Origin of the sequence: Delftia sp. WSY_16 (genome assembly GCF_043104415.1) — a bacterium.
GTDB lineage: Bacteria > Pseudomonadota > Gammaproteobacteria > Burkholderiales > Burkholderiaceae_C > Comamonas > Comamonas tsuruhatensis.
This window is the reverse complement of the sequence record NZ_JBICKS010000013.1, coordinates 1-26,902: the sequence shown is the minus strand read 5'-3', so window position 1 is coordinate 26,902 and position 26,902 is coordinate 1. Positions and strand designations below refer to the sequence as shown.

Annotated in this window: 25 protein-coding genes; 10 read left to right on the top strand and 15 right to left on the bottom strand. The window is 69.1% G+C overall.

Going from position 1 to position 26,902, the window contains the following annotated elements; translation table 11 throughout:
* Positions 1-8: 8 nt before the first annotated feature.
* Both thiL and ACF8O7_RS07085 read right to left on the bottom strand, forming a co-directional pair.
* A complete protein-coding gene (thiL, locus tag ACF8O7_RS07090; protein WP_392442886.1) occupies positions 9-974 on the bottom strand; it encodes a thiamine-phosphate kinase in 966 nt (321 codons plus the stop codon).
* Positions 975-1,039: 65 nt separating this feature from the next.
* Positions 1,040-1,939, bottom strand: a complete 900-nt coding sequence (locus ACF8O7_RS07085) for a LysR family transcriptional regulator (protein ID WP_392442884.1) — start codon at positions 1,937-1,939, stop codon at positions 1,040-1,042.
* A 70-nt stretch (positions 1,940-2,009) separates the two neighbouring features.
* Here ACF8O7_RS07085 and ACF8O7_RS07080 point away from each other — a divergent pair, with 70 nt between their 5' ends.
* The 4 genes from ACF8O7_RS07080 to ACF8O7_RS07065 all read left to right on the top strand — a co-directional run bounded on the left by ACF8O7_RS07080 (position 2,010) and on the right by ACF8O7_RS07065 (position 7,087).
* Positions 2,010-3,458 carry an acyclic terpene utilization AtuA family protein gene (locus ACF8O7_RS07080; RefSeq protein ID WP_392442881.1) on the top strand — a complete coding sequence of 483 codons (1,449 nt, stop codon included), beginning with the start codon at positions 2,010-2,012 and terminating at the stop codon, positions 3,456-3,458.
* Positions 3,455-3,826, top strand: coding sequence for a hypothetical protein (locus tag ACF8O7_RS07075; protein ID WP_013804720.1), 372 nt, complete (start codon positions 3,455-3,457; stop codon positions 3,824-3,826). The genes ACF8O7_RS07080 and ACF8O7_RS07075 overlap by 4 nt, the downstream gene beginning before the upstream one ends.
* A 48-nt stretch (positions 3,827-3,874) precedes the next feature.
* Entirely contained in the window at positions 3,875-4,858 is a 984-nt protein-coding gene (locus ACF8O7_RS07070; RefSeq protein ID WP_016453952.1) for a tripartite tricarboxylate transporter substrate binding protein, read from the top strand.
* A gap of 108 nt (positions 4,859-4,966) precedes the next feature.
* The gene (locus tag ACF8O7_RS07065) at positions 4,967-7,087 is read left to right on the top strand and encodes an alpha/beta hydrolase domain-containing protein (RefSeq protein WP_392442879.1); all 2,121 of its coding nucleotides are present in this window, start codon (positions 4,967-4,969) and stop codon (positions 7,085-7,087) included.
* A gap of 20 nt (positions 7,088-7,107) precedes the next feature.
* Here the strand turns inward: ACF8O7_RS07065 and ACF8O7_RS07060 are convergent, their stop codons facing one another.
* The 4 genes from ACF8O7_RS07060 to apaG form a co-directional block, all read right to left on the bottom strand.
* Positions 7,108-8,232 (bottom strand): YbdK family carboxylate-amine ligase, encoded by a 1,125-nt coding sequence (locus tag ACF8O7_RS07060; protein ID WP_013804717.1) that lies wholly within the window; start codon positions 8,230-8,232, stop codon positions 7,108-7,110.
* On the bottom strand, positions 8,222-9,484 hold the full coding sequence (locus ACF8O7_RS07055; protein WP_016450606.1) for a cation:proton antiporter: 1,263 nt from the start codon (positions 9,482-9,484) through the stop codon (positions 8,222-8,224). The genes ACF8O7_RS07060 and ACF8O7_RS07055 overlap by 11 nt, the downstream gene beginning before the upstream one ends.
* A gap of 198 nt (positions 9,485-9,682) precedes the next feature.
* The gene (locus ACF8O7_RS07050; RefSeq protein ID WP_016450605.1) at positions 9,683-11,650 is read right to left on the bottom strand and encodes a site-specific recombinase; all 1,968 of its coding nucleotides are present in this window, start codon (positions 11,648-11,650) and stop codon (positions 9,683-9,685) included.
* 52 nt (positions 11,651-11,702) lie between these two features.
* Positions 11,703-12,110: a Co2+/Mg2+ efflux protein ApaG gene (gene apaG, locus ACF8O7_RS07045; protein WP_016450604.1), complete on the bottom strand. Its 408-nt coding sequence runs from the start codon at positions 12,108-12,110 to the stop codon at positions 11,703-11,705.
* Positions 12,111-12,226: 116 nt separating this feature from the next.
* Here apaG and rpe point away from each other — a divergent pair, with 116 nt between their 5' ends.
* The gene (rpe, locus tag ACF8O7_RS07040; RefSeq protein ID WP_016450603.1) at positions 12,227-12,910 is read left to right on the top strand and encodes a ribulose-phosphate 3-epimerase; all 684 of its coding nucleotides are present in this window, start codon (positions 12,227-12,229) and stop codon (positions 12,908-12,910) included.
* A 116-nt stretch (positions 12,911-13,026) separates the two neighbouring features.
* On the opposite strand, the gene ACF8O7_RS07035 is transcribed toward rpe, so the two are convergent.
* Positions 13,027-13,353, bottom strand: coding sequence for a CzcE family metal-binding protein (locus ACF8O7_RS07035; RefSeq protein WP_043790802.1), 327 nt, complete (start codon positions 13,351-13,353; stop codon positions 13,027-13,029).
* A 156-nt stretch (positions 13,354-13,509) separates the two neighbouring features.
* The gene (locus ACF8O7_RS07030) at positions 13,510-14,559 is read right to left on the bottom strand and encodes a porin (protein ID WP_016450601.1); all 1,050 of its coding nucleotides are present in this window, start codon (positions 14,557-14,559) and stop codon (positions 13,510-13,512) included.
* A 143-nt stretch (positions 14,560-14,702) separates the two neighbouring features.
* Here ACF8O7_RS07030 and ACF8O7_RS07025 point away from each other — a divergent pair, with 143 nt between their 5' ends.
* From ACF8O7_RS07025 to ACF8O7_RS07015, 3 genes are all read left to right on the top strand, one after another.
* Positions 14,703-14,909, top strand: a complete 207-nt coding sequence (locus ACF8O7_RS07025; RefSeq protein ID WP_158528308.1) for a hypothetical protein — start codon at positions 14,703-14,705, stop codon at positions 14,907-14,909.
* Between the two features lie 113 nt (positions 14,910-15,022).
* On the top strand, positions 15,023-16,456 hold the full coding sequence (locus ACF8O7_RS07020; protein ID WP_392442876.1) for a hypothetical protein: 1,434 nt from the start codon (positions 15,023-15,025) through the stop codon (positions 16,454-16,456).
* A 28-nt stretch (positions 16,457-16,484) separates the two neighbouring features.
* Positions 16,485-17,165, top strand: coding sequence for a winged helix-turn-helix domain-containing protein (locus tag ACF8O7_RS07015; RefSeq protein ID WP_016450599.1), 681 nt, complete (start codon positions 16,485-16,487; stop codon positions 17,163-17,165).
* A gap of 12 nt (positions 17,166-17,177) precedes the next feature.
* Here the strand turns inward: ACF8O7_RS07015 and ACF8O7_RS07010 are convergent, their stop codons facing one another.
* The 6 genes from ACF8O7_RS07010 to ACF8O7_RS06985 form a co-directional block, all read right to left on the bottom strand.
* On the bottom strand, positions 17,178-18,185 hold the full coding sequence (locus ACF8O7_RS07010) for a transketolase family protein (RefSeq protein WP_392442873.1): 1,008 nt from the start codon (positions 18,183-18,185) through the stop codon (positions 17,178-17,180).
* Complete coding sequence (locus ACF8O7_RS07005) at positions 18,182-19,042, bottom strand: transketolase (protein WP_392442871.1); 861 nt, start codon at positions 19,040-19,042, stop codon at positions 18,182-18,184. The genes ACF8O7_RS07010 and ACF8O7_RS07005 overlap by 4 nt, the downstream gene beginning before the upstream one ends.
* A 33-nt stretch (positions 19,043-19,075) precedes the next feature.
* Entirely contained in the window at positions 19,076-20,335 is a 1,260-nt protein-coding gene (locus tag ACF8O7_RS07000) for a TRAP transporter large permease (protein ID WP_016450596.1), read from the bottom strand.
* 13 nt (positions 20,336-20,348) lie between these two features.
* On the bottom strand, positions 20,349-20,903 hold the full coding sequence (locus ACF8O7_RS06995) for a TRAP transporter small permease (protein ID WP_392442869.1): 555 nt from the start codon (positions 20,901-20,903) through the stop codon (positions 20,349-20,351).
* A gap of 17 nt (positions 20,904-20,920) precedes the next feature.
* Entirely contained in the window at positions 20,921-21,907 is a 987-nt protein-coding gene (locus tag ACF8O7_RS06990; protein ID WP_016453961.1) for a TRAP transporter substrate-binding protein, read from the bottom strand.
* A 62-nt stretch (positions 21,908-21,969) separates the two neighbouring features.
* Positions 21,970-22,719, bottom strand: coding sequence for an SDR family NAD(P)-dependent oxidoreductase (locus tag ACF8O7_RS06985; protein WP_016450593.1), 750 nt, complete (start codon positions 22,717-22,719; stop codon positions 21,970-21,972).
* Between the two features lie 162 nt (positions 22,720-22,881).
* Here ACF8O7_RS06985 and ACF8O7_RS06980 point away from each other — a divergent pair, with 162 nt between their 5' ends.
* Together ACF8O7_RS06980 and ACF8O7_RS06975 are read left to right on the top strand one after the other, a co-directional pair.
* Positions 22,882-23,796, top strand: coding sequence for a LysR substrate-binding domain-containing protein (locus ACF8O7_RS06980; protein WP_392442867.1), 915 nt, complete (start codon positions 22,882-22,884; stop codon positions 23,794-23,796).
* Positions 23,797-24,053: 257 nt separating this feature from the next.
* Positions 24,054-26,645 carry a putative bifunctional diguanylate cyclase/phosphodiesterase gene (locus tag ACF8O7_RS06975; RefSeq protein WP_374006369.1) on the top strand — a complete coding sequence of 864 codons (2,592 nt, stop codon included), beginning with the start codon at positions 24,054-24,056 and terminating at the stop codon, positions 26,643-26,645.
* A 26-nt stretch (positions 26,646-26,671) separates the two neighbouring features.
* Here the strand turns inward: ACF8O7_RS06975 and ACF8O7_RS06970 are convergent.
* The coding region (locus tag ACF8O7_RS06970; protein ID WP_392442864.1) for a sensor histidine kinase at positions 26,672-26,902 on the bottom strand (231 nt) is incomplete at its 5' end.

Below are 26,902 nucleotides of genomic sequence, written 5' to 3'. Positions count from 1 at the left end.
GCGCGGCGTCAGGCCGCAGCGAAGTGGTCGAATGAGGTCCACCGGGGCGCCATGGCCGCTCCGTCCGGGCCGATCAGCCGCAGGCCGGGCTGCTCCTCGATGCAGCCGATGCGCGTGACGCGCGTGGCGCTGTCGCGGCCTGCGGCCTGCACGGCATCGCGCCGGTCGGCCGGGGCCGTGAAGCACAGCTCGTAATCGTCGCCGCCGGACAGGGTGCACTGGTGCAGCAGGTCGATGGCCAGGGGCGTGTGCCGGCCGGCATCGAGCAGCGGCGTGATCAGGCGCGTATCCAGGCTGGCGCCCACGCGGGATTGCTCCAGGATGTGGCCCAGGTCGCCCAGCAGGCCGTCGCTCACATCCAGCGCGCTGCTGGCAATGCCGCGCAGCGCCTGGCCCAGGGCCACGCGCGGCGTGGGCGCTTCCAGGCGCTGGCGCGCGGCGGCCAGCGTGCCGGGTGGCAGGGGGGTGTGGCCCAGCAGGGCTTCCAGCGCCAGGCGGGCATCGCCCAGGCTGCCGCTGACCCAGATGTCGTCGCCTGCGCGCGCGCCGCTGCGCAGCAGGGCCTGGCCGGGCGGCACTTCGCCGAAGACGGTGATGCAGATGTTCAAGGGCCCCTGGGTGGTGTCGCCGCCGACCAGCTCGCAGCCGTGGGCGTCGGCCAGGGCCAGCAGGCCGGCCGCAAACGCCTCGGTCCAGGCCGCATCGGCGCGCGGCAGGGACAGGGCCAGGGTGAAGGCCAGCGGACGCGCGCCGCAGGCCGCCAGGTCGGACAGGTTCACGGCCAGGGATTTGTGGCCCAGCAGGCGCGGGTCCACGTCGGCGAAGAAATGCCGGCCCTCGACCAGCATGTCGCTGGAGACGGCCAGCTGCATGCCCGGCGCCGGGGCGAGCAGGGCGCAGTCATCGCCCACGCCCAGGGCGGCGCGGCGCACGGGGCGCTGGAAGAAGCGGCGGATCAGGTCGAATTCACCCACGGTGGCGGCTTTCGGAGGCGGTTGGCGATCGGGCTATTGTGCTGCGAGGTTGGTGCTGCCCCGTATCAGGTGGTCTCGCCCGCACCGGGCCGATGCTCCAGCGCCAGCGCGTGGAAGGCCTGGGCGGCAGGCGACAGGCTGCGCTGGCGCCTGCGCACCAGGTACAGGTCGCGCCGGCGGTCGGCATCGGCCAGCGGGCGCGTCACCAGGCCGGGCTGCACGAAGTGGAACAGCGCCAGGGCCGGCACCACGCTGATGCCCAGGCCCGCGCGCACCATGCCCATCACGGTGGCCAGGTGCTCCACCTCCAGCAAGGTGTTGAGGGGCGGGGCCTGCTCCTGCGATTCCAGGTACTGGCGCACGCTGCTGTGGCGGGCGAGGTGGATGAAGGGCTGGTCCCGCAGGTCGGCCATGGCCGGCGCGGGCAGGGCCGCCAGCGCATGGTCGGCGCGGCAGACCAGGTGCAGCCTGTCGGCGCAGAACCATTCGGCCTGCAGCTCCTCGGTGTCGGCGCGGATGGCGGCCAGCGCCAGGTCGGCCTGGCCCGAGGCCACCTGGGCGATGCACGATTCGGACAGCAGGTCCGACACCTGCAGCTGTATGCCCGGATGGCGCGCATGGAACAGCGCCAGCACGGGCGGCAGCCAGGCCGCCGCCAGCGAAGGCAGCAGGGCGATGGACACGCGCCCGCGCTGCAGCGCCGCCGCCTCGCGCAGGCCGTGCACGGCATCGCCCAGGTCGGCGCGTATGCGCTGCGCGGCATCGAGGAACTGCGCCCCCTCCTGCGTCAGCGCCACGTGGCGCGTGCTGCGGTCGAACAGGCGCACGCCCACGCCGTCTTCCAGCCCCTTGATCAGGGCGCTGAAGGCCGGCTGCGACAGATGGCAGCGCTGCGCGGCCAGCGTGAAGCTGCTGAGCTGGGCCAGGGCGATGAAGGCATCGAGCTGGCGGGAGGAGATATTCATCGGGTTTTTGGATGAGTCGATCCGAACAATCGATTTCACAGATTAGCAGCGGCTGCCTACATTGGCTCTCATGGACAACCTGGAACCCTCTCTTGCCCCGGACAGGCCCCCGCTGTGGGTGGGCTGCGCAGCCGGCTTCTCGGGCGACCGCACCGATGCCGCCGCGCCCGTGGTGCGCGCCCTGGCGGCCAGCGGCCAGAGCGCCTGCCTGATCTTCGAGACCCTGGCCGAGCGCACGCTGGCCCTGGCCCAGCTCGCGCGGCGCGAGCAGCCCGACGCGGGCTACGAACCCCTGCTGGAGGACCTGCTGGAGCCCGTGCTGGCCGACTGCCTGGCGCATGGCATACGCATCGTCAGCAACTTCGGTGCGGCGAATCCCGAAGGCGCGGCGCGCTGCATCCAGCGGCTGGCGCAGCGCCTGGGCCTGCGCGTGCCGCGCATCGCCGTCGTGCATGGCGACGACGTGAGCGGCCCGGCGTACCGCGAGGCGCTGCGGGCTGCGCTGGGCGCGGAGTTTCCCGAGGATTCGCTGGTCAGTGCCAACGCCTACATCGGCGCGCGCGCGATTGCCGAGGCCCTGCAGGCCGGCGCCGAGATCGTGGTAGCCGGCCGCGTGTCCGACCCCTCGCTGACCCTGGGGCCGGCCATGGCGCATTTCGGCTGGGCCTGGGACGACTGGGACCGCCTGGCGCGCGCCACCATGGCCGGCCACCTGCTGGAATGCGGCGCCCAGGTCACGGGCGGCTACTTCGCCGACCCGGGCTTCAAGGACGTGCAGGGCCTGGCGCGGCTGGGCTATCCCATCGCCATCATCGAGCCCTCGGGCGACTGCACCATCACCAAGCCCGAAGGCACGGGCGGCCTGGTCAGCGAACGCACGGTCAAGGAACAGCTGCTGTACGAGGTGCACGACCCGGCCGCCTACCTGACGCCCGACGTGGTGGCCGACCTGTCCGAGGCCGAGGTGCACCAGGTGGGGACTGACGCCGTGCGCCTGAGCGGCGTGCGCGGCCATGCGCACAACGGCCACTACAAGGTCAATGTCTGCCATGCCTCGGGCTGGCTGGCCGAGGGCGAGATCTCCTATGCCGGCCCGCGCGCCCTGGAGCGCGCCCGGCTGGCCGGCGAGGTGCTGCGCGAGCGCCTGGGCGGCGAGGCCGCAGGCGACCTGCGCCTGGACTGGATCGGCGTGGCCAGCGTGCTGGGCGACGACGCCGGCCGCTGGCGCGACGCGCAGCCGGCCGGCGCAGCCGCCCCCCAGGACGTGCGCCTGCGCGCCGCCTGGCTGCGCCCCACGCAGGCCCAGGCGCGGCGCCTGCCGCGCGAGGTCAATGCGCTGTACACCTGCGGGCCGGCCGGCGGCGGCGGCGTGCGCACGGCGCTGCGCGCGCGGCTGGGCACGGTGTCCTGCCTGCTGGCGCAGCAGAGCATCGCCACCGGGTGGAAGTGGGCCGAGGAAGAGATCGACAAAGGGGTCGAGAAAGAGGCCGGGAAAGAAGCCGGGGAGCACGCCGCATGAACACACTGCCAACCACGATGCCCGTCACCGTGCCGCTGTACCGCCTGGCGCACGGGCGCACGGGGGACAAGGGCAACCGCTCCAACATCAGCCTCATCGCCTGGAATGCCGCCTGCTGGCCCGTGCTGGTGGAGCAGATCACCGAAGAGCGCGTGGCCGCGCACTTCGCCGCCCGGCGCCCGGCGCGCGTGCAGCGCTTCGTGCTGCAGCGCCTGCAGGCCATGAACTGGGTGCTGGACGCGGTGCTGGACGGTGGCGTCAACGATGCGCTCAACCTCGACAGCCACGGCAAGGCGCTGTCGTACTGGCTGCTGCAGATGCAGGTCCACATACCGGCTTCGCTGCTGCCCCATCTGGCGCCGGAGTAGCCGGCAGCACCCGCCCGTCACACATTCATCACAACAAAGGAGACAGACATGCACTTTTCGCACAACTTCCCCCGCCGCCATGCGCTCGCGCTGGCAGCCTGCGCGCTGGCAGCCGCCGCAGCACCGGCGCTGGCCCAGGACTATCCGTCCAAGCCCATCACCTTCGTCGTGCCGTTTGCGGCCGGCAGCGCCACCGACCAGCTGGCACGGGCGCTGGGCCAGGCCGTGACCACGGCGACCAAGCAGGCCGTGGTGGTCGAGAACAAGGGCGGCGCCAGCGGCATGATCGCGGCCCAGCAGGTGGCGCGCTCGGCGGCCGATGGCTACACGGTGCTGATCACCACCAACACCACGCACGCGGCCAACCAGCATCTGTACAAGAAGCTGCCCTATGACGCGGTCAAGGACTTCGCGCCCGTGGCCGGGCTGGGCAAGGGCGGCCAGGTGCTGGTGGTGCGCGCCGATGCGCCGTACAGGAACGTGGGCGATCTGCTGGCGGCGGCGAAGAAGCAGCCGGGCAAGCTGTCGTTCGGCAGCGGCAGCTCCTCCAGCCGCGTGGCCGGTGAAATGCTCAAGCAGCTGGCCGGCGTGGACCTGATGCACGTGCCCTACAAGAGCAATCCGCTGGCCATCACCGACCTGCTGGGCGGCCAGATCGACCTGATGATCACCGACACCTCCACCGGCGTGCCCCAGGTCAAGTCGGGCAAGCTGCGCGCCCTGGGCTACTCCACCACCCAGCGCAGCCCGCAGCTGCCCGAGGTGCCCACGCTGGAGGAAGCCGGCGTCAAGGGCTATGACATGGGCTACTGGTTCGCCGCCTATGCGCCGGCCGGCACGCCCGAGGCCGTGGTGGCCCGCCTGAACCGCCTTCTGTCCGACGCCGTGCACAGCGCGGGCGCCAAGTCCTTCTTCGACATGTCCGGCTCCCAGGGCTGGACGGCCACACCGCAGGAACTGGCCGCCTTCCAGGCCGCCGAGACCCAGAAGTGGGGCCAGGTGATCAAGGCCGCCGGCATCCAGCCCGAGTAGGCCGCTCCCCGCTCTCCCGTTCCCTTTTTTTCCGAACCGTCCTAGGCCACCGCAATGCACGGCGGCCAGGGCGCAGCCTTGCCTGTGCCATGACCCCAAGGAGACAACATGCACATCAGATCCACCCATCCCCTGGCCCTTGCCCTGGCCGCATCCGGCCTGCTGACCGCCTGCGGCGGCAGTGACTCGCCCGCCGGTTCGCAGGCGCCGCGCATGCAGCTGAGCATCAGCGCCACCGAGGACTTTGCCGGCAGCTACGGCAGTGTCGGCGCCTACGAGAAAGTCACCGGCGTGCTGCGCGGCGAGCTGGACCCGGCCGACCCGAAGAACGCCGTGATCCAGGACCTGGCGCTGGCGCCCGTGAATGCGCGCGGCATGGTCGAGTACAGCACCGACTTCGTCATGCTCAAGCCCAAGGACATGTCCAAGGCCAGCGGCGTGCTGCGCTATGACGCGCCCAACCGCGGCAACATCCTGACCATGCCCAACCCCACGGCCACGCCCGGCGATGCGGTCTACCTGGAGCGCGGCTATGTGCTGCTGTACTCGGCCTGGCAGGGCGACGTGCCCAAGTCCACGCCCGCGCGCCTGACGGTCACCGTGCCCGTGGCCCGCAACAAGGACGGCAGCAGCATCACGGGCAGCTACCGCACCGAGCTGGTCCCGGCCGCCGCCGTGCCCTCCATGGCCCTGCCCGGCGGCGTGTTCAACGGGACCATGATCCCCTACGAGCCCGCCAGCCTGGACAACACGCAGGCCGGCTACTCGCTCACGCGCCGCATCAACGAAACCGATGCGCGCCAGACCGTGCCTGCGGGCGACTGGAAGTTCGCCAGCTGCGATGCCGCCGCCAATCCCTTCCCCGGCACACCCAGCGCCACCAATGTCTGCCTGAAGGGCGGGTTCGACCCGCAGTACCTCTACGAGCTGGTCTATGTGGCCAAGGACCCCAAGGTCATGGGCGTGGGCCTGGCCGCGCTGCGCGATACGGTGAGCTTCTTCCGCGCCAAGGCGGCCGATGCCGACGGCAAGGCCAATCCGCTGGCCGGGCGCATCACGCACACCATCGGCCAGGGCACCTCGCAGTCGGGCAATGCCATGAAGACCTTCCTGCACCTGGGCTTCAACCAGGCGCTCGATGGCGGCAAGGTCTTCGACGGCATGTATGCCCACGTGGCCGCGCGCCAGACCAACATCAACACGCGCTTTGCCGTGCCCGGCGGCGGGGGCGGCCTGCGCACCGACCACACGGCCTTTGGCCAGACCGCGCCGCGCGGCCTGGACAAGGACTACAGCGATGAGGTCAGCGGCCGCCAGGGCGGTGTGATGAAGCGCTGCGAAGCCAGCAACACCTGCCCCAAGTTTTTCCTGGGCCTGTCCGGCACGGAGTTCTGGCAGCTGCAGGGCTCGCCCGTGCTGACCGATGCCAACGGCCTGCGCGACATCGCCCAGCCCGCCAATGCGCGCATCTACTACTACGCCAGCACCCAGCACGGCGGTGCGGGCGGCACGGCCAGCATCGGCTATGCGCCCACGCGCAATGTCTATCCGGCCGGCACCGTGGTGCACTTCAACGACACCTTCCGCGCGCTGTTCATCGCGCTGGAGGACTGGGTGGTGCGCGGCACCGAGCCGCCGGCCAGCCAGGTGCCCAGGCTGGCCGACGGCACCCTGGTGCGGCCCGACAAGCTGGTCTTTCCCGCCATGAAGGGCCTGAGCTGGAGCGTGGGCGGCGTGCAGACCGCCATCCCCGAGTTCCGTTACCTGGCGCGCCACAACGGCTTTGCGCTGCTCGACTTCGGCCCGCAGTACGTGCCGCAGGACGAAAGCGGCATCGCCACGCTGCAGCCGCCGCGCGCCACGGGCAAGGACTACGCCATCCTCGTGCCCCAGGTCGATGCGGCCACCGGCCTCACGCGCGCCGGCATCCGCAGCGTGGAAGCGCGGGCACCGCTGGGCACCAGCATGGAGTTCAACTACGTGGCCACGCCGGGCATCGTGGACCTGTCCAACCTCACGGGCAGCTTCATCCCCTTCCACAAGACGCGCGCGGCGCGGCTGGCGGCCGGTGACGGGCGGCCGTCACTGGAGGAGCTGTATGTCGACCAGGCCGGCTACGTGAGCGCCGTCACGGCGGCGGCCCAGGACCTGGTGCGCCAGCGCCTGCTGCTGCAGCGCGACGCGGACGCGCAGATCACCGCCGCGCGTGCGGCGGCGGTGCTGCCTTGAGCCTGCGCTGAACGCAGGCCTCAGACGGCCTGGCCGCGAAAGCGCATGGCCGCCTGGCGCGAGACTTCGGCCAGCAGCTGCTCGCTGCGCTGGCGCTCGCGCAGCCAGCGGGCATCGTTGCTGCCGGCGGCCACGTCGCTGCGCAGCAGGTGCAGGGCGGGCGCGGCGCCATGGCGGGCCGCGTAGTCGGCCACGGCATCCATGGTCTTGAGGATGTGGTCGGCCAGCGGCATGTGCTCGCCCGTGGCCGGGTCCACGTACACGGCCTCCAGGCCGAAGCGGCAGGCCTGGAAGCGGTTGTAGGTGTAGACCAGGTAGTCGTCCTCCACGGGCGTGAAGGGCTGGGTGTCCATGAACCAGGCGGCCAGCGCCTGCACGTAGCCGGACAGGGCGGCTGCGCGCTCGATGGTCAGCGGCGTGTCGAACACGCGGATCTCGATGGTGCCGAACTCCGGCTTGGGCCGGATGTCCCAGTAGAAGTCCTTCATGCTCTTGACCACGCCCGTGCGCGTCATCTTGTCGAAGTACTGCTCGAACTCGCTCCAGTGCAGCACGCAGGGCGCGCGGCCCGACAGCGGAAAGGCGAACACCGAGTTCAGCCGCGCCGAGTCGAAGGCCGTGTCGTGGCCCTGCACGTAGGGGCTGGAGGCCGACAGCGCAATGAAGTGCGGGATGTAGCGCGACATGCGGTGCAGCATCAGCAGCGCCGCATCGGCGTCGGGGCAGCCGATGTGCACGTGCTGGCCGAAGATGGTGAACTGCTTGGACAGGTAGCCATACAGCTGCGACAGCTCCTGGAAGCGCGGCTTGTCGTAGATGCGCCGCTCATGCCACTGCTGGAAGGGGTGGGTGCCGCCGCCCACCACGGCGATGTTGAGCTTGTCGGCGCTTTTGACCAGGGCATCGCGGATCTGGCTGAGCTGGCCCAGCACCTCCGAGGCCGAATGGCAGACGCTGGTGGAGATCTCGATCATGCTGTTCGTCATCTCGGGCACCACGCTGCCGGGCAGCGGGTTCTTGAGCATGAGGCGCAGCATGTCCTCGGCGTAGGGGGCCAGGTCGTAGTCGTGGGTGTTGACCAGCTGCAGTTCCAGCTCCACGCCCAGGGTCAGCGGTTCGGACGAGTTGAAGGCTTCAAGACTCACGTTCATCTCCTGCGGTGTTCGAGCGGCTCAGCGGCTTCCAGGGACGGGAGCTTTCGCCGGAGCGGTAGATGGCCACGGTGGCCAGGGCGGCGCCCAGCACCTCCATCACCAAAATGGTGGGCAGGGCCACGCCTGCGATCTGCGCGCCCAGCTCGGGCGCGGCGGCCACGAATTGCGAGGCGATCAGCAGCGCCACCGATGACATGGGCGCCATGGCGCAGCCCACCCAGAAGGCCTGGCGCCAGTTGGCGCCCGTGCCCACATTGCCCACGGCCACGCCCAGGGTCTTGGCGACCAGGCGCGCCAGGATCACGGCGCCCACCACGCCGGCCACCGGCGCGCTCCAGTCGGCCTGTGCGGCCACGGTGGAGACCAGCACGAACATCAGCATGGTCAGCAGCGAGGCCGCCGTGCCCAGCTGGCGCGGCCACGCCCAGGGGCGCGGGTTGAACTGCTTGAGCAGGATGCCTCCCAGCAGCGCCGCCAGCGGCGCCGAGCCGCCCAGGTACGAGGTCAGCGGCACGCTGGCCGAGATCAGGGTGAGAAAGAGGATGGAGGTGTTCTCGCTGGCCGGGCTCATGAAGCGCAGCGCCAGGCGCATCAGCACGGCCAGCACCAGGGCCACGGCCACCGAGACGCCCAGCACCACCAGCACCGGCATGATCGAGGCCACGAAGCCGGCCTTGGGCTGCGTCAGCATGCCCGCCTTGGCGCTGCCCAGGGCCAGCGCATACAGCGTGGACAGGGTGGACAGCACCAGGCCGCGATCGGTCACGGCGCCTGCGGCACGCATGTCGGCCACCACGCGCGTCAGCACCAGGGGCGAGGCCGCCATGGCCACCAGGGCCAGCGGCCCGGCCACTTCGGGGGCCATGCCCAGCCAGCCCAGCACCAGGGAGACCAGCACGTAGGTCAGCGCGGACTCGGCCACGCTTTGCACCAGCACCATGGGGTTGTGGCGGAACCAGCGCAGCGTGATGCGCCCGCCGCATTCGAACAGCACGATGGCCACGCCCAGCTCCAGCAGGAACAGCCCCGTGCCCTGCAGCGGCCAGGTGGTGTTGGCCCCAAAGCCGATCAACCCGGCAATGCCGCCGACCAGCGAGTAGCCGACCACCTTGGGCAGGGCGGCATGGCGCTGGCAGGCATAGCCGACCATGGTGGCCACGGCCAGCAGCAGGGACCACTGAACCGTGGCCAGCCCGGCCGAAGGCCGCAGCCACGGTTCCCAGAAGCTCAGCATGTCATTCATCAGCGACGTCCTTTGCGCGAGCCAGTGGCCCGCAAGCGAAGCTCCGCAAGGCCTTCCCTGCGGCGCGGGCAAGCCCGCGTCCCGTGCGCTTGGCACGGGGACACTTCGTTGGCGATCCACTGGCGTGACTGCCAGGCTGCAAGGCCGGGCGGGCACGCCAGCACGTGGGTTCCGCGTGGTTCCCGAGGTCCCGCAGGCTCAGGGGCGGAAGAAACTCAGCGGCGCTGTGCGCAGACGGCGGCGGATGGCCGAATAGATGCGCGAGCGGTCGACTCCGCTGACATTGTGTGCCCTCAGCGCAACGCGGAATGCCAGATAAAAGCTGACAGTGACGTTCAACGCGCCATTGATGGGCAGTAGGGCAATCGCCCACCAGAACATGTCGGAGTGCAGAACCTCCCAGCCCAGGGCGGCCATGGCGGCCCCGATCTGGCCGGCCGACAGCGTGACGTGGCGCACCTCCAGCCCCAGGCCGAAAAAGGCCGCGAAGGCCGGCACGAGGCCCAGCATCATGCCCAGCGAGACATTGGCGGCAAAGCCCGAGATGTTCTTGCGCCAGAAATGCGCCCAGCGATCCGCGCGCCCGGCGCCCAGCCAGCGCGTGATGCCGGGGTTGTAGCGGATCACCGAGTCCAGGCGGCGCAGCACGAACCAGTTCTCGGCCCAGCCCGCGATCAGGCTGCTGGCAAACAGCAGCACGCCCGTGAAGGCAGCGAACAGCGGCGACAGGCCCAGCAGGCTCAGCGAATCGAGCACGGCAATCGCATGCGGCTCGTCGATGGGCGTGTGGCCGAACAGCTGGGCATAGCCCAGCGACAGCAGCAGCACCATGGGCAGCACCACCAGCACGTTGCCCAGCACGGCCGCCACCTGGGAGCGCACCAGGTGCGCGACCTCGTCCACGAATTCCTCGATGGCCTCGCTGGCGCGCAGGTCCTTGAGCTTGGCGGCCATGGCCGGCGCCGTCATGGCCGGCTGCTTGGTGGCTACCGTGAAGTGCAGCAGCTGGATCAGCACGAAGCTGATGGAGTAGTTGATGCCCGCGGCCAGCCCGCCCCAGAAAGCCGACAGCCCCAGCGCGTAGAGCGCGAACTTGAGCAGCGTGGTGAAGGCCATCACGAAGCCGCCGCCGGCGGCCTTGGTCACCATGGACAGGTACTCGCGGCCCGTGCGCGTGATGTAGTGCTCGCCGGTCTCGGCGCTGCGCTCGGCCACCTTGGCGGCCAGCAGCGAGGTATTGGTGGCCAGCAGGGCGCGCAGGCTGCGCCGCTCGATGCCCACGGACACCAGGTTGGCCAGCAGGTCGGCCGTCTCGGTGGCGCGGTTGTCGGCCAGCAGGCAGTCGAGCAGGCGCCTGACGCGCAGGATGCGCGCGCGCAGCTGGCGAAGGCGAAACACCAGGCCCACCGAAATGCCTTCGGACTCGAAATGCGCGTACACCGATGTCACGGCCGCGCGGCAGGCATCCAGCCGTTCGCGCAGCCGGGCCTCGGCCGCGTCGCGCCGGTCGTTGGTGCGCAGCGCGTGCAGCACCTCCACGCGCAGGCTTTCCGCATCGTGGATCAGGGCGTGGAAGGGCTGGTCGTCGCGCGCCTGCTCGTCCATGCGCAGGCGCAGCTCGGGCGAGAAGCCCGTGGACAGGATCTGTCCCGTGCAATAGGTGATGGAGCCCAGCAGGCTGTTCTGCCAGAAGCTGCTGCCCTGGCCCTCGCTGCCATCGGTCAGCAGTACGGCGATGCGCTCGAGCAGGGCCGCGTCCAGCGCGTGCAGCCAGCGCGCGTCGAATTCGTCGGGCATGGCCAGCATGAACAGCTCGGAGGCATCGACCGTCTCTGGCGTGCTGGGCAGCAGCTTGTAGCGCACGCGCTCGGACAGCTCGCTGAACATGTTGGTGCGCGGCGCAAAGCCGAAATCGGCCAGCAGCGCCGTGATGTCCACGGTATCGATGAAGCGCAGCCACCACGCATGCAGGCGCTGGCGCACGGCCGGATCGGCCTCCACGGCCTCCACCAGCAACTGCACGCGCTGCACCGCGCCGTCCACCGACGGCTTGGGCGCGCGCACCCACTCCAGCAGGTGGATCAGCCAGATATGGCGGTGCGCGAGGTCGGCCTCGGGGTCGAGTGCGGCCAGAAGGCCGGGCAGGTCTTGGGTGATTCGCTTCATGTAGGGGTCTTGCGGCAGGGCGGAAGACTAGCGCCTCCCCCGAGGAACGCGCTCAGTGCAGCACGCGGTTGTCAGGGTCTGGAAAGCTGTCGCCGCCAGCGCCCGACTGCAGATGAAAGCGCGGGATGGGGCACTCGAAGACTTCGCCCTCGTGGCTGATGCACAGATAGGTGCCCTGCATGCTGCCGTTGGGCGTGCGCAGCTGGCAGCCGCTGGTGTACTCGAAGGTCTCGCCGGGCTGCAGCAGCGGCTGGCGGCCAATCACCCCCAGGCCCTTGACCTCTTCGACATGGCCCAGCTCGTTGGTGATGATCCAGTGGCGCGCGATCAACTGGCCCGGCACCTGGCCGGTATTGGTCACGGTGATCGTGTAGGAGAAGGCGTACACGCCTGCCGCTGGAGCGGATTGCTCTGGCAAAAAGGCGGGGCGGACCTGGACCTGGAACTCGTTCATGGGCATGGCGGCAATGGTAACTGCCCGCAATGTACCGGCTTGCGAACGTCCCCACGCGCCGCCGCCCATGGCTTTGTGCCGTCGCTGGTGCCGGCATGGGCTAGCTGCGACAATCGCAGGCCATGAGCCCCACCTACCGCATCGCCCCCTCCATCCTGTCTGCCGACTTCGCCCGTCTGGGTGACGAGGTCAAGAATGTGATCGCCTCCGGCGCCGACTGGATCCACTTCGACGTGATGGACAACCACTACGTGCCCAACCTCACGTTCGGTCCCATGATCTGCGAGGCCCTGAAGCCCCATGCGAAGACGCCCGACGGCCAGCCCGTGCCCGTCGACGTGCACCTGATGGTCACGCCCGTGGACGAACTGGCCACGGCCTTCGCCAAGGCCGGCGCCGACTACATCAGCTTCCACCCCGATGCCACGGCCCACGTGCACCGCAGCATCCAGAACATCCGTGCCCAGGGCGCCAAGCCGGGCCTGGTGTTCAACCCGGCGGCCTCGCTGGACGTGCTGGACTGGGTCATCGACGACATCGACCTCATCTTGCTGATGAGCGTGAACCCCGGCTTCGGCGGCCAGAGCTTCATCGACAGCACGCTGCGCAAGATCGAGGCCGCGCGCAAGCGCATCGAGGCCAGCGGCCGCGACATCCGCCTGGAGGTGGACGGCGGCATCAAGGAAACCAACATCCGCCGCGTGGCCGATGCCGGTGCCGACACCTTCGTGGCGGGCAGCGCCATCTTCGGCAAGCCCGACTACAAGGCCGTGATCGACGCCATGCGCGGCGCCCTGGCGGCCTGAGCTTCGGCCTGCCTCCAGCAACGAAAAGGGCCCGCGAATTGCGGGCCCTTTTTTTGCTGCGTCGAGTTGCGTTGAGTTGGATTCTGCGCAGCGCAGGCCGCAGCGACGCGGCCCCTTCAGCCGCCTCGCTCGTGCTCTGCGGGCATGACGAAGATGCTGCGGCCCTGCGTGTCAAAACCGGGCGGCGCAAAGCGCGCCACCGGCACATGGCTGTGCCGGATGGAGCTGACCTTCCACGCGAATGTCCTGCCCTTGCTGGTGAAATTGAGGGTTTCGCCGCAGGTGACGTTGATGGGTGTCTTCTGCGACAGATCGACGCTACGGTAGGAGCCTGCAGGCGCGGGCGAGCCGTAATGCGATTGACCGTTGGGAAAAGTGTCCGCATGGGCCATTGGGCAGGCAAGAAAAATGCCTGCGATATACAGGGCATTGATGTTTTTCATGAAATGCTCCTTGGCGCAAATGGGATTTGCAATTCAAACGGAACATGGATGGATGGGCAGGCCGTGGCAGTGGTTTGGTGAATGCGGAAAAAGGGCATTGCCCGGCCTGCCGCCAGCGGTTTTGCAACGCTGGCGGGAATAATCCTGGAAAGGAAATCAGAAACTGTGGCGTATGCCCACTTCCGCTCCCGTTGACGTGCCCTTGGGAGCAAGCCCCGGTGCACCGCCCGACAGGGCGAAATTCGCATTGCCCTTGTTGGATATGCGGGCCACGGTTCCATACAAGGCCGTGCGGCGCGACAGATCATGCACATAGCCGATGGCATATTTGTTCGCATCGCTGCCATTGAATGCCACCGGACCCTTGCGCGAATCGGTACGCACATAGGAGGCGCGGAGATGGCCGCTGCCCACGGGAACCGTCATGCCCAGCAGCCAGCGGTCCTCGGAGCCCAGGGTGCTGCTGCCGTAGGTGCCGAAAGGCAGGTCCTCCCGCTGGAAGTGGCCCATGAGCTTGGCGAAACCGAAGTCGTACGAGGCGCCCGCGCCATACTGCCTGAACTTGGCGCCGGCGGCGCCGATGTCGGTCGTGCCATAGGACAGCGACAGGCTCAATGGACCGTTTTCGTAGTGCACCCGGCCTGCCACGTGGCGGCCCACGTTGCTCGATGGGTTCTCGTCCATGGCGTACATGAATTCCGCACGCAGGCCCCAGAGGCTGGGCGAGAGGTACTGGATCGCGTTGTCGCGGCGGTAGTAGGACGGTGAGAAGCCGTCCGGCATGCGGCTTGCCACGGCGGAACCGCCCAGTCCGATCACGCCGAACGGATCGTATTTGTAGGTATGTGCCGAAGCCGGCGAAAGGTCGCGGCCCAGGCGCACTTCGCCGAAACCTCCCGACAGGCTCACGGTGGAACGGCGCTGGAAGAACTTGCCCGTGGAGCTGAACGTGCCCGTGTCGGCATTGACATCCGACTCCAGCCAGAACCCGGCCCTCAGTCCGCCGCCCAGATCCTCGTCGCCGCGAAATCCCAGCCGCCCGGAGGCCAGGCCGCTGTTGTTCATGGTCAGGTTGCCAGGCAGGTCGCTGTTCCTCACGTAGCGCGCATTGACGTCTACGATGCCGAACAGGGTGATGGATGACTGGGCGCTGGCCGCCAGCGAAATGACGGGCAATGCTGCCGCCAATATGCGATTGAATTTCATGCCTGATCCTTGTATTGAATGGTGGATTCCATGCGCATCCATTTTCAAAACGGATGCTGTGGTAAATACTAGAATCCGCAGGCGATCGCATTCGGTCTTGAAAAGAAATGGGCAGGGCATGGCAAGCCATTCACAGGCTTTTCGTGCAAAACCTGTTCCACCCCGCCAACACCAGACGGGAGGGGCTGCCATTCATGACAGTTACCTTTCTTCAAAATGTCTTGAATGTCACTTTGCTGTCGGGTGTATGGATGTTGGGCATTGATAGCATTCAGGGGATTGACTCCGGTGAAATAAAAATAATCCGTGTCGTATCGCTGATGCGGCTGTGGGTGGGTATTGAAAGATAGGCGGGGGGGCGAAAATGCGTCGCGAGGATGTCAAGCTGAGGATGCTGGCAAGAAGAGGGGACACGGGGGCCAGGCTTCAGCTCGGGGAGGCCTATCTGGCAGGGGGGCCGGGCGTGCCCAGAAGCATTTCCGTGGGGCTCGGCTACCTGCAGGCCGCACTGCCCCAGGCCAGGCGCCAGGCCTCGGTCTGCATGGCCCAGCATCTGCCGCTGAGGCAGTTGCTGGAGCACGGGCTGCTGGAGCCTTTGAGGATCGCTGCGCAGTACGAGGATGTCGGGCGCCAGAAGCTCGCCGCATGGCATCTCATCCGGGGGGAACTCGATCTGGCGCTGGAATGCCTGGGCCGGTGCAGCGCTTCCCTTCCGTGCCACGGGGCAGGCGGCGCATCCGCGCTCACCTGCGGCGAGCTGCTGCAGGTCCTGCAGATCCTGCGCGCCGTACAGCCGCAGGACATTGCCGAGGTCATGGCCAGCGAAGCCCGCCAGGCCATGGCCATGGGCCAGTCGCCACGCGCAGTGCAGATGCTGGAGCTCCTGGGCGATCTGCCCCATGCCGCTGCCTGTCCCGCCATACAGCAGCTGATCGCCGACCTGGTTCACCAGGCGGAGGTGGCAGGCCATGGCCTGGGGCGGCTGGCGGTGGGCTGGATAGAAAGCAGCCTGGAGCGCTGCGCCGCCGATGGCGACCTGCACGCCTGCCATGCGCTGGGGCGGGCGCTTTCCGGCCAGTCCTGCGCTCACCTTGCGCCAGACAACCTCGTGCACGCGCAGAACCTGCGCAAGGCGGCAGCCCTGCTGCTGCGCGCCGCCGATGGCGGCATCGCCGTCGCCTGGCTGCACCTGTTTCGCCTGTGTTCCGACTACCGCAGTTCGGTGGCCAATCCCACGCTGGCGCGCTTTTGCCTGGAGAAGGCGGCGCGGCACGGCCTGGCGGAGGCCCAGCGCCGCCTGGGTGCGCTGGTGCTGCGTGACGCCACACGCATCGAATCCATGGAGCAGGGCGTGGCCCTGCTCCATGCCGCGGCGGCCAAGGACGACGAGCCGGCCGGGCTGCTGCTGCGCTCATTGCTGCTGCCCGTGGACGGGGGCGACGAGGAGGCGCTCACGGCCATCGAGGCGGTGCGGCCCGATGCACCGCGGCTGGCCATGCGACTGCGCCTGGCGCGGGCGTTCGGGCTCACCAAGCAGGAGGCGCTGTCGGTCGATCCCTTGACCGCCATGCGGCCCTGGGGCCTGGTGGTGGGCCACAACCCCTTTGTGGCAAAGGCTCGGCTGTGCGAGCCCCGAGCCGTGCCCGCGACCACGCCCGAGGCCCGCTGCTGCCTGGAGCAGGCCGCTTTCCTGTTCTCGGCGCAGCGCCAGGAATCCCTGGTGCCGGAAGGATCGCTGCGGGCACGTTCGCTGCAGTTGCGGCGCTTGTTCCACCGGCTGCAGATCAGCGAAACGGTCTTTTTCGCCTCCGCCTCCTCCCGGCAGCGCGAGGCCATCCGCGTCGGCACGAAATGGGCCCGACGGCAGCAGCAGATGCTCAGGCAGGTGCTGGCCTGAGCCTTGCCGTGCGGTCAAAGGAGCGAGCATGAAAGTCCTGATCGTGGACGCCCATCCTCCATCGGCGCAGTACCTGTGCCAGGGCCTGTGCCAGGACGGGTTCAACGTGGACGTCGCGCATGACGGCCGGCAGGGCCGCGACATGGCACTGAGCCGTGCCTACAGCCTGGTGGTGCTGGACCTGGACCTGCCCGGGTTGAGCGGGCGAGAGGTCCTGCAGGCCCTGCGCCGGGCCACAAGCACCCCCGCCATCGTGGTTGCCGCAAACGACAGCCTGGAGGACCAGGTGTTCTGCCTGCAGCACGGCGCGGACGACTACCTGGTCAAGCCCATCAGGCTGCCGGTGTTCCTGGCCCGCGCAAGGCTGCGCATGCGCGGGTCCGCCGGGCGGGAGGGCATGCGCCTGACTTTGGCGGATCTGGTGCTGGACCTGTCCAAGAAGCGGGTCGAACGCGCCGGTCGCCGGCTGGACCTGACCCGGCAGGAGTTCGCCGTCCTGTGGCTGCTGCTGCAGCGCCAGGGCGATGTGGTCTCGCGTGCCGAATTGGTGGAGCAGGTCTGGAGCCTGCCCGTGGATGCCTTGAACAACGCCGTGGACGTGGCGGTGTGCAGGCTGCGCAGCAAGCTCGACGATCCCTATGCGGTCAAGCTGCTGCACACGGTGCGCGGCATGGGCTATATGCTGGCGCTGCGGACAGATTCCCCGTGACCGCAGCCTTGCCTACCCCAGCCACTGCCGGATGCGCCCTGCCAGCGCCTGGGCGCTGATGCCGTAGCGCTCATGCAGCGTGGGCAGGGCGCCCGCGTCGAGGAAGGCGTCGGGCAGGCCCGCCAGCCGAAAGCGCGCGGGCCGCACGTCGCGCTCCAGCAGAGCGCCGGCCACGGCCTCGCCCAGGCCGCCCACCACCGAATGGTTCTCCGCCACCACCACCAGGCGCGGCCCGCTGGCCACGGCCTGCACGATGGCCTGCACATCCAGCGGCTTGATGGTGGCGCAGTGCAGCACGGCGGCGCCCACGTTGTCCGTGGCCAGCAGCTGGGCGGCCTCCAGCGCGCGCATGGTCATGAAGCCGCTGCAGATGATGAGCACCTCGCGGCCCTCGCGCAGCATCTTCGCCTTGCCCAGCTCGAAACGGTAGTCGTACTCGTCCAGCACCAGCGGCACGTTGCCGCGCAGCAGCCGCATGTAGACGGGGCCGCGGTGCGCCGCGATCTGGGGCACGGCCTGGGTGATGTCCAGCGCATCGCAGGGATCGACGATGGTCAGCCCCGGCACGGCCCGCATCATGGCCAGATCGTCCGTGGCCTGGTGGCTGGGGCCGTAGCCCGTGGTCAGGCCGGGCAGGGCGCAGCAGATCTTGACGTCCAGGTTTTCCTCGGCAATCACCTGGTGGATGAAGTCATAGGCCCGGCGCGTGCCGAACACCGCATAGGTGGTGGCAAAGGGCGTCAGCCCCTCCTTGGCCATGCCGCCGGCGGCGGCCATGAGCAACTGCTCGGCCATGCCCATCTGGAAGAAGCGCCCGGGGTGGGCCTGGGCGAACAGGTGCAGGTCGGTGTACTTGGCCAGGTCGGCTGTCATGCCCACCACATCGGGCCGGCTGGCGGCCAGCTCCACCAGGGCCTTGCCGAAGGGCGCGGCCTGCACGCGCTGGCCTTCGGCCGCGATGGAGGCGATCATGGCCGAGGTGGTCGGCCGGGGCTTGGGGGTGGCAAGAGGCATGTTCATGGCAGGGCGGGCTCCAGGGGTTGCGATGCGTCCAGGAGGGCGATGGCCTGCTGCCACTCGGGCGGATCGACGCGGATGAAATGGTTCTTCTCGCGCTGCTCCAGGAAGGGCACGCCCTTGCCCATCAGCGTGTCGCAGAGGATGACGCGGGGCCGGTCCTCGGCCAGCGCCCGCGCCGCGTCGAAGGCCTGCACCACCTGGGCCAGGTCGTTGCCGTCCACGCGCTGCACATGCCAGCCGAAGGCGGCCCATTTGTCGGCCAGCGGCTCGAAGCCCAGCATGCGCGTGGACGGGCCATCGGCCTGCTGGTTGTTCACGTCCACCAGGCAGATCAACCGGCCCAGGCCGTGGTGGGCGGCGGACAGCGCGGCCTCCCAGGTCGAGCCCTCGTCCAGCTCGCCGTCGGACATGGAGTTGTAGACAAAGGCATCGCTGCCCTTGTGGCGCAGCGCCAGCGCCATGCCCACGGCGATCGGCAGGCCCTGGCCCAGCGAGCCGCCCGAAATCTCCATGCCTGGCGTATAGCTGGCCATGCCCGACATGGGCAGGCGGCTGTCATCGCTGCCATAGGTCTGCAGCTCCTCGTCGGACAGGATGCCCGCCTCGGCCAGGGCCGCGTAGAAGGCGATGGCGTAGTGGCCGTGCGAGAGCAGGAAGCGGTCGCGGCCCTCCCACCCGGGTTCATCGGGCCGCAGCCGCAGCGCGTCGCCATAGGCCACGGCCAGCACATCGGCCCAGCCCAGGGCCTGGCCTATGTAGCCCTGGCCCTGCACCTCGCCCATTTGCAGGGCGCGGCGGCGTATGCGCCAGGCACAGGCCGCGAGCCGGTCCAGGCGCTGTTGCAGTTCTTGGTTCATGCATCGTCTCCTAGAGATGGAAAGGCGCGCGGCTCAGCGCAGGATGCTGGCCGGCACATAGGACACCAGCGCCAGCACCGCCAGCGCCACCAGGTAGAAGGGAATCAGCTCGCGCACGGTCTGGCCCACCTTGACCCGGGCCAGCGAGCTCGTGATGAACAGCGTCGTGCCCACGGGCGGCGTGTACAGCCCCAGGGCCAGGTTCACGACCATCATGATTCCCAGCTGGGTCATGTCCATGCCGATGCTCTGGGCCAGCGGCACGAACACCGGCGTGAGCAGCAGCACGGCGGCCGGCAGGTCGATGAACATGCCGATGAAGAGCATCAGCAGGTTCATCAGCACGATCACCAGCCAGGCCGAATGCACATGCGACTGCACCCACTGGACGATGCCATCGGGCATGCGGTCGAAGGTCAGCAGCCAGCCGATGGCCGCCGAGGCCATGATCACCAGCAGCACCACGCCCGTGGCCAGGCCCGCATGCACCACCGCATCGTTGAGCCGGCGCCAGCCCAGGTCGCGGTACACCACGGCCGACACCAGGCCCGCATACAGCGTGGACAGCACGGCCACCTCGGTGGGCGTGGCGATGCCCAAGCGCAGGAACACGATGATCAGCACCGGCAGCAGCAGGGCCGGGCTGGCGTACAGCAGGTGGCGCCGGAAGGCGGGCCAGGCGAAGGGCGTGGTGTCGCGCGGAAAGCCGCGCCTGCGGCCCACCCACCAGCACACACCCATGAAGCCCGCGCACATCAGCAGCCCCGGCACGATGCCCGCCACGAACAGCGCCGCAATCGATGCATTGGCGCTGAGCGCGAACAGGATCATGGGGATCGACGGCGGGATCAGGATGTCGATGGTGGCCGCCGCCGCCAGCGTGGCCGCCGAGAACGCGGGCGGGTAGCCCAGCCGCCTGTGCCACGGGATCATCAGCGAGCCGATGGCCGAGGCATCGGCCACGGCCGAGCCCGACACCCCGCCGAACAGCGTGGACGACATCACCCCCACCTGGGCCGGCCCGCCGTGAAAGCGCCCTATCAGCGCCGACAGCACGCCCACCAGGGCCTCGCCCAGGCGCCCGCCCATCATCAGCGAGCCGGTGAGCATGAAGAACGGGATGGCGATCAGCGGAAAGCTCTGCACCTGGGCCACCATCTGCTGCACCAGCAGGTCCAGCGGCACGCGGTCCGAGGTGGCCGCCGCCGCCATGGCGCCCATGAGCAGCGCGTGGGCAATGGGCATGGCGATCACGGCGCCCGCCATGAAGACGAAAAGCATGATGAAGGACATGGACCTGCCCCCTTCACCAGTGCGCGGCGGCCACGGGCCGCGCGGGTTCGGCATCGGCACTTGGGGCATCGGCCGCATCTGCAGCCCCTGCGGATGCCCGACCCCCGCCCGCCACGCAGGCGCGCCAGGCCGACTGCAGGGCCAGCAAGGCCAGCAGCGCCATGCCCACCATCACGCAGCCATAGGTCAGCGAGCCGGGAATGCCCAGGATCTGGCTGCGCTCGTCATGCACGATCTCCAGCATGTTCAGCGTGGACCAGGCCAGCGTGGCGTACAGGGCGGCCACGGCCAGCCAGCCCATCACGGCCGTGGCGCGCTGCACGCGGGCCGGCAGCGCCTCGACCAGAAAGCTCGTGGTGATGTGGGCACCATGGGCGGCGGCCAGCACCACGCCCGACATCACCAGCCAGGGAAATAGCAGCTCGGGCACTTCGTTGGCCCATTGCAGGCTGGCGCCGCTGGCATAGCGCAGGGCGGTGTTGCACACCAGGATCACGAAGATCACCAGGGTGCTGGTCCACAGCACGGCGCGGCACAGGCCCGTGACCAGGCGTTCGATGAGATTCATGGATGGCTCCCTGCACTTCACTGCGCGCCTGCGGCCTTGACGACCTTGGCGATATAGGGGCCCGCAGGGCTGGCCAGCCACTTGTCCTGCACCTTGGCCGTGGCCTGGGCGAAGGCCCGCGCGTCGATGGTGCTCACCTCCACGCCCTTGGCGCGGATGTCGTCCAGCAGCTTGTCGTCGGCCTCGCGCGCCAGCTGGCGCTGGTAGGCCGTGGCCTCCTGCGCGGCCTCGGTCAGCAGCGTGCGGTCGGCGGCCGGCAGCCGGTCCCAGCTGCGCTTGCCCATGATCAGCGGCGTCATCTGGAACATGTGGCCCGTCAGCGCCAGGTGCTTTTGCACCTCGTACAGCTTGCTGGCGTGGAAGTTGGCCAGCGGGTTCTCCTGGCCGTCGACCACGCCCTGCTGCAGGGCCACGTACAGCTCGGCGAACTTGATCTGCTGGGCCTCGGCGCCCAGGGCCTGGATGATGTCCACCAGCACCGCGTCGGGCGGCGTGCGCATCTTCAGGCCCTTGAGATCGTCCACGCTGCGCAGGGGCCGCTTGCTGTTGGTCATGTGGCGTATGCCGTTGTCCCAGTAGCCCAGCACCACCATGCCCTTGGCGGCCGATTTGTCGGCCAGCTCCCGGCCCAGCGGCCCGTCCAGCAGCTGGAAGGCCCGGGCCGGCGTGGCGAAGAGAAACGGCATGCCATAGGCCGCGTACTCGGGCACGGCCGCGGCCACCGCGCCCTGGGAATTGGCCGACAGGTCCAGCGCGCCCGTGCGCAGGGCCGTGACCATGGCCGCGTCGTCGCCCAGCTGGGCCGAGGGGGCGACCTGCACCTCGATGCGGCCCGCGCTGCGCGCCTTCACCAGCTCGGCGAACTTCAGCGATGCGAGGTGGCGCGGGTTGTCGGGCGCGGCGCCGTGCCCCAGCGTGAGCTTGACGGCCTGGGCACAGGCCAGGGCCGGCAGCAGCAGGGCGCAGGCGGCCAGGGCGGCGCGGTGGAAAAGCGTGCTTTGCATGGTCTTGTCTCCTTTGCTTGGGTTGTGTGCGGCCATGCAGGCCATGGCCAGGCGAGCGGGGCTCAGTGGATGAGCATCCCGCCGTTCACATCGAGCGTGATGCCCGTGCAATAGGCGGCCAGGTCGCTGGCCAGGAATACGCAGGCGCCGGCCACATCGTCGGCGCGGCCCAGGCGTGCCAGCGGAATCGTGGCGGAGATCTCGCGCTTGCGCTCGGGGCCGAGCTTGCCCTGGGTGATGTCCGTCTCGATCAGGCCCGGCGTGACGCAGTTGATGCGTATGCCCTCGGCGCCGAACTCGCGCGCCATGGCGCGGGCCAGCCCCAGCACGCCGGCCTTGGCGGCCGAATAGTGCGGCCCGCCGAAGATGCCGCCGCCGCGCTGGGCCGAGACGGAAGAAATGCAGACGATGGCGCCCGCTTGCTGCCTGCGCATGGCCGGCAGCACGGCCTGGGACATGTACAGCGTGCCGCGCAGGCTCACGTCGAGCACGCGGTCGTAGTCGGCCCCGCCGATCTCCAGCGTGCCCACGGCCTGCGTGATGCCCGCGTTGTTGACCAGCGCGTCGATGCGGCCGAAGGCGCGCAGCACGGCGGCGGCCGCCGCCTCGCACGAGGGCTTGTCCGTCACGTCGGCCACCAGCCCCAGGTGCCCGTCGCCCAGCCGCGCGGCCGCGCCGGCCGGATCGGCCCGCTCCAGGTCGAGGATGGCCACGCGGGCCCCCTGGGCGGCCATCTGGCGCGCCGTGGCAAAACCGAGTCCGTTGATCCCTGCGCCGCCGGTGATGATGGCGACCCTGTCCTTGAGCAGCATGTGCCTGTCTCCGCTGTAGTGGTGGTGGATGCAGCCATCTTGGGCTGTCACGAGCATGAAGACAAACGATGTTTCATCAGCCTAAGATGACGGTTCTTCAGCTCACGTACGGGGTCTCCCCGGGTCTGCCTGTGAGCTGCCCGCGTCTTCGAGGAACTTGCCATGGCATCCATTCCCAGCAGTGCCCACCTGCAGGCCTTCGAGGCCGTGGCGCGCCGGCGCAGCTTCGCGCTGGCCGCCTCCGAGCTGCACCTGACGGCCTCGGCCGTCAGCCACCAGGTGGCCAAGCTGGAGGCGCAGCTGGGCGTGCGCCTGTTCGAGCGCAGCGCGCATGGCGTGCGCCTGAGCCGCCCGGGGCAGGCCTACCTGGAACGCGTGGGCGGCGCGCTGACGGCCATCGTCTCGGCCACCGAGGACCTGCGCCACAGCATGAGCAACAGCCTCTACGTGCACTGCGCGCCCAGCATCGCCAGCCTCTGGCTCATGCCCCGGCTGCGGGACTTCGCACGGGCCTGCCCGCACATTGCGCTGAACCTGTCGGCTGCGCATTCGCACAGCGACTTCGCGCTGGGCCAGGCCGATATCGACATCCGCTACGGCATTGCGCAGTGGCCGGAGCTGGAGGTGGAGCCCCTGTTCGAGGAGCACATCCTGCCGCTGGCCAGCCCCGCGTTCGTGGCCGAGCATGGGCTGCAGCGCGTGCAGCAGTTGCTGCACGTGCCGCTGATCCAGAGCAACGTCAGCATCGTCCAGTGGTCGGACTGGTTCCAGGCGTTCTCGCAGCTGCGCGCGCCAGAGCGCTTTGCCGTGCGCTTCGACCGCGCCCAGATGTCGCTGGACGCGGCCACGCAGGGCCTGGGCGTGGCGCTGGAAAGCGCCATGAACGCGGGCGGCCACATTGCCGACGGCCGGCTGGTGGCCCCCTTCGGCATGGACCGGGCCCTGCGCGTCAAGGCCCACTTTGCCGTCTACCCCGCGCGCAACGCCCGGCGCCCCGCCGTGGCGGCCTTCCTGGCCTGGCTGCATGCCGAGGCCGCACGCACCGAGCAGCAGCCCTGCCGCCAGTGCCCGGAATGAGTTGGCGGCCGGACCGGGAAAAGGGGCCGGACAGATATTCCCGCATCCGGCGGAAAAGGCCTGCGATGCAATTTCTCTATGAATGAGCGAGTGCGCGGCAAATGGTTTTATTGCCCCCTGTTTTCGGCGAATGACGACGCGATTGCCAGCAGGGATTGGCAATAATTCCGGACAGCCATATACACAGGGAGTGCCACGCTGAAATGGCCAAATCAGCAAGACGCCGATTTATCGGACTGATCACGGTGAGCTACGGATTGCTCGCATTCGCCTGGATCATTCTGTCCGACAAGCTGTTGTTCGCGTTGGCAGGCAGTGCGGATATCGGCTGGCTTTCCGTCGCCAAGGGGCTGTTCTTTGTGCTGGCCACGGACTTCCTGCTGTTCTTTGCGCTGTGCTCGGTGCCGGCCGCGCACAGCGGCGGCGCCTCCGCCATCACCCAGGAAATGGGGCCGCGCCGTTTCCCGGTCTGGGCCTCCTATCTGTTTTCCCTGGCCATGAGCCTGGCCGTGCTGGCCGCCAGCAGCACGCTGGCCAGCCATTTCGGTGAACGCTCGCTGCTGCTGCTGTTCATGCTGCCCGTGCTGGTCAGTGCGCTGATCGGCGGCCTGGGGCCGGGCCTGCTGGCCACGGCCTTTGCGGCCTACAGCCTGGACCAGACGGACGGCGTCGCCGTGCGCGACTGGGCGCAATGGGGGGTGGTGGCCGTCAACGGCCTGGCCGTGAGCGTGCTGGCCGAGACGCTGCAGCGCTCGCTGCGCAAGGCCAACATGCAGCGGCAGCTGCTGGACTCGGTGATCTCCGGCACCTCGGATGCCGTCTTCGTGAAGGACCTGCGCGGGCGCTATCTGCTGGTCAACCGGGCCGCCGCCAGCCTGGTGGGCCGGCAGGCCGAAGACATCGTGGGCAAGGACGACTTCGCGCTCTTTCCCTTCGGCATCGCCAGCGCCATCCGCAGGAAGGACCAGGCTGTGCTGCGCCAGGAGGTGGCCACGCATGAGGAGCAGCTGACGGTGGAGCCGGGCAGGACGCTGGACCTCCTGGTCACCAAGGGCCCGGTGCGCAATACGGCAGGCCACATCGCAGGCCTGTTCGGCATCTCCCGGGACATCACCGAGCGCAAGCGCTTCGAGCGCGAGCTGGCCCAGGCCGCCGTGGTGTTCGACAGCAGCCACCAGGGCATCATGGTGGTCGATCCGGCGCGGCGCATCACGCGCGTCAACCCGGCCTTCACCCGCATCACCGGCTATGCGCCCGAGGAGGTGATCGGCCAGACGCCGCGCGTGCTGTCCTCGGGCCTGCACGGGCCGGAGTTCTACCGGCAGATCTGGGCCTGCATCGCGCGCGACGGCTTCTGGCACGGCGAGATCTGGAACCGCCGCAAATCGGGCGAGATCTTCGCCGAGATGCTGTCCATCTCCGCTGCGCAGGGTGCCGGCGGCGAGATCGAGCACTACATCGGCGTCTTCACCGACATCAGCCACATCAAGGCCCATGAGGCCGAGCTCGACCGCGTCACCCACTACGACCTGCTGACCGGACTGCCCAACCGCCGCCTGCTGGTCGAGCGCCTCAACCAGGCCATGCTGCGCACGGCGCGCGAGGGCCGCTCCCTGGCCGTGTGCTTTTTGGACCTGGATGGCTTCAAGGAAATCAACGACCTGCACGGCGTTGCAACCGGCGATGCGCTGCTGGTGGGCGTGGCCGAGCACCTCAAGAGCGTGCTGCGCTCCGAGGACACGCTGGCCCGGCTCGGTGGCGACGAGTTCGTGCTGCTGCTGTCGCAGATCGGCTCGGTCGAGCACTGCACCTCCATCCTCGACCGGGTGCTGGAGGCGGCCAGCCGCCCCGTGCCCGTGCAGGACCGGGTGCTGACCGTGACCGCCAGCGTGGGTGTCAGCCTCTACCCCGACGACCAGGCCGACCCCGACCTGCTGCTGCGCCATGCCGACCAGGCCATGTGCGTGGCCAAGCAGGCCGGGCGCAACCGCTACCAGCTGTTCGACCCGGAAAACGACCGCAAGGCCGATGCGCGCCGCCTGCAGCTGGGCTGGCTGCGCCGTGCGCTGGAGCAGGGCGAATTCCTGCTGCACTACCAGCCCAAGGTGGAGCTGGGCGGCGGCAGGCTGGTGGGCGCCGAGGCCCTGCTGCGCTGGCACGACCCGCGCCAGGGCCTGCGCTCGCCGGCCGAGTTCCTGCCCTTCATCGCGGGCAGCGACCTGGAGCGACCGCTGGGCGACTGGGTCATCGGCGAGGCCGTGGCCCAGGCGGCACGCTGGCTCGACCAGGGCCTGGACCTGTGCGTGAGCATCAACGTCAGCGCCAACCAGCTTCTGGATGGCGGCTTCCACGCCACCATGGCCCAGGTGCTGGCCCGGCATCCCGAACTGCCGCCGCACCTGATCGAGCTGGAAATCCTGGAAAGCGCCGCCATTGCCGACATGGAGCAGGCCATCCAGGTGATGGGGCAGTGCCGGCAGCTGGGCATACGCTTTGCGCTGGACGACTTCGGCACCGGCTACTCCTCGCTCACCTACCTGCGCAAGCTGCCCGTGCAGTCGCTGAAGATCGACCAGAGCTTTGTGCGCGACATGCTGGCCGACCCGGACGACCTGGGCATCGTCGAAGGCGTGATCCAGCTGGCCAGCACCTTCCAGCTCGAATCCGTGGCCGAAGGCGTGGAAACCCCCAGGCATGCGCGCCGCCTGCGCGAAATGGGCTGCCACGTGGCCCAGGGCTACGGCATCGCCCGGCCCATGCCCGCCGACCAGCTGCCCGCCTGGGCCGCGCGCTGGCAGGCAGGGGACAACTGGCTGGTGCATGGGCGGCACATGCCGTCCGAGGCCTGAGCCCCGCGCCACCGCGCCCGCGCAGGCTATGTCAGCTCGGCCGGTCGGGTCTCCTGCGCACTGCGGCTGGGCAGGATGATGGTGAAGATGGCGCCGCCTGCCGGGCCGTTGCCGGCCACGATGGTGCCGTCCATGGCGTCGATGATCTTGCGGCAGATGGCCAGTCCCAGGCCCGTGCCGCCCGAGCCGTCCTTGGTCTTGCTGGACTGCACGAAGGGCTGGAAGATCTTGTCCAGCTCCTGCGGCGGAATGCCCGG

Bases quoted from the DNA above. Each gene is read 5' to 3' on its own strand.
- ACF8O7_RS07085 (WP_392442884.1), bottom strand. From the start codon at position 1,939: ATGAATATCTCCTCCCGCCAGCTCGATGCCTTCATCGCCCTGGCCCAG.
- ACF8O7_RS07080 (WP_392442881.1), top strand. From the start codon at position 2,010: ATGGACAACCTGGAACCCTCTCTTGCCCCGGACAGGCCCCCGCTGTGG.
- ACF8O7_RS07075 (WP_013804720.1), top strand. From the start codon at position 3,455: ATGAACACACTGCCAACCACGATGCCCGTCACCGTGCCGCTGTACCGC.
- ACF8O7_RS07070 (WP_016453952.1), top strand. From the start codon at position 3,875: ATGCACTTTTCGCACAACTTCCCCCGCCGCCATGCGCTCGCGCTGGCA.
- ACF8O7_RS07065 (WP_392442879.1), top strand. From the start codon at position 4,967: ATGCACATCAGATCCACCCATCCCCTGGCCCTTGCCCTGGCCGCATCC.
- ACF8O7_RS07055 (WP_016450606.1), bottom strand. From the start codon at position 9,484: ATGAATGACATGCTGAGCTTCTGGGAACCGTGGCTGCGGCCTTCGGCC.
- ACF8O7_RS07050 (WP_016450605.1), bottom strand. From the start codon at position 11,650: ATGAAGCGAATCACCCAAGACCTGCCCGGCCTTCTGGCCGCACTCGAC.
- apaG (WP_016450604.1), bottom strand. From the start codon at position 12,110: ATGCCCATGAACGAGTTCCAGGTCCAGGTCCGCCCCGCCTTTTTGCCA.
- rpe (WP_016450603.1), top strand. From the start codon at position 12,227: ATGAGCCCCACCTACCGCATCGCCCCCTCCATCCTGTCTGCCGACTTC.
- ACF8O7_RS07035 (WP_043790802.1), bottom strand. From the start codon at position 13,353: ATGAAAAACATCAATGCCCTGTATATCGCAGGCATTTTTCTTGCCTGC.
- ACF8O7_RS07030 (WP_016450601.1), bottom strand. From the start codon at position 14,559: ATGAAATTCAATCGCATATTGGCGGCAGCATTGCCCGTCATTTCGCTG.
- ACF8O7_RS07015 (WP_016450599.1), top strand. From the start codon at position 16,485: ATGAAAGTCCTGATCGTGGACGCCCATCCTCCATCGGCGCAGTACCTG.
- ACF8O7_RS07010 (WP_392442873.1), bottom strand. From the start codon at position 18,185: ATGAACATGCCTCTTGCCACCCCCAAGCCCCGGCCGACCACCTCGGCC.
- ACF8O7_RS07005 (WP_392442871.1), bottom strand. From the start codon at position 19,042: ATGAACCAAGAACTGCAACAGCGCCTGGACCGGCTCGCGGCCTGTGCC.
- ACF8O7_RS07000 (WP_016450596.1), bottom strand. From the start codon at position 20,335: ATGTCCTTCATCATGCTTTTCGTCTTCATGGCGGGCGCCGTGATCGCC.
- ACF8O7_RS06995 (WP_392442869.1), bottom strand. From the start codon at position 20,903: ATGAATCTCATCGAACGCCTGGTCACGGGCCTGTGCCGCGCCGTGCTG.
- ACF8O7_RS06990 (WP_016453961.1), bottom strand. From the start codon at position 21,907: ATGCAAAGCACGCTTTTCCACCGCGCCGCCCTGGCCGCCTGCGCCCTG.
- ACF8O7_RS06985 (WP_016450593.1), bottom strand. From the start codon at position 22,719: ATGCTGCTCAAGGACAGGGTCGCCATCATCACCGGCGGCGCAGGGATC.
- ACF8O7_RS06980 (WP_392442867.1), top strand. From the start codon at position 22,882: ATGGCATCCATTCCCAGCAGTGCCCACCTGCAGGCCTTCGAGGCCGTG.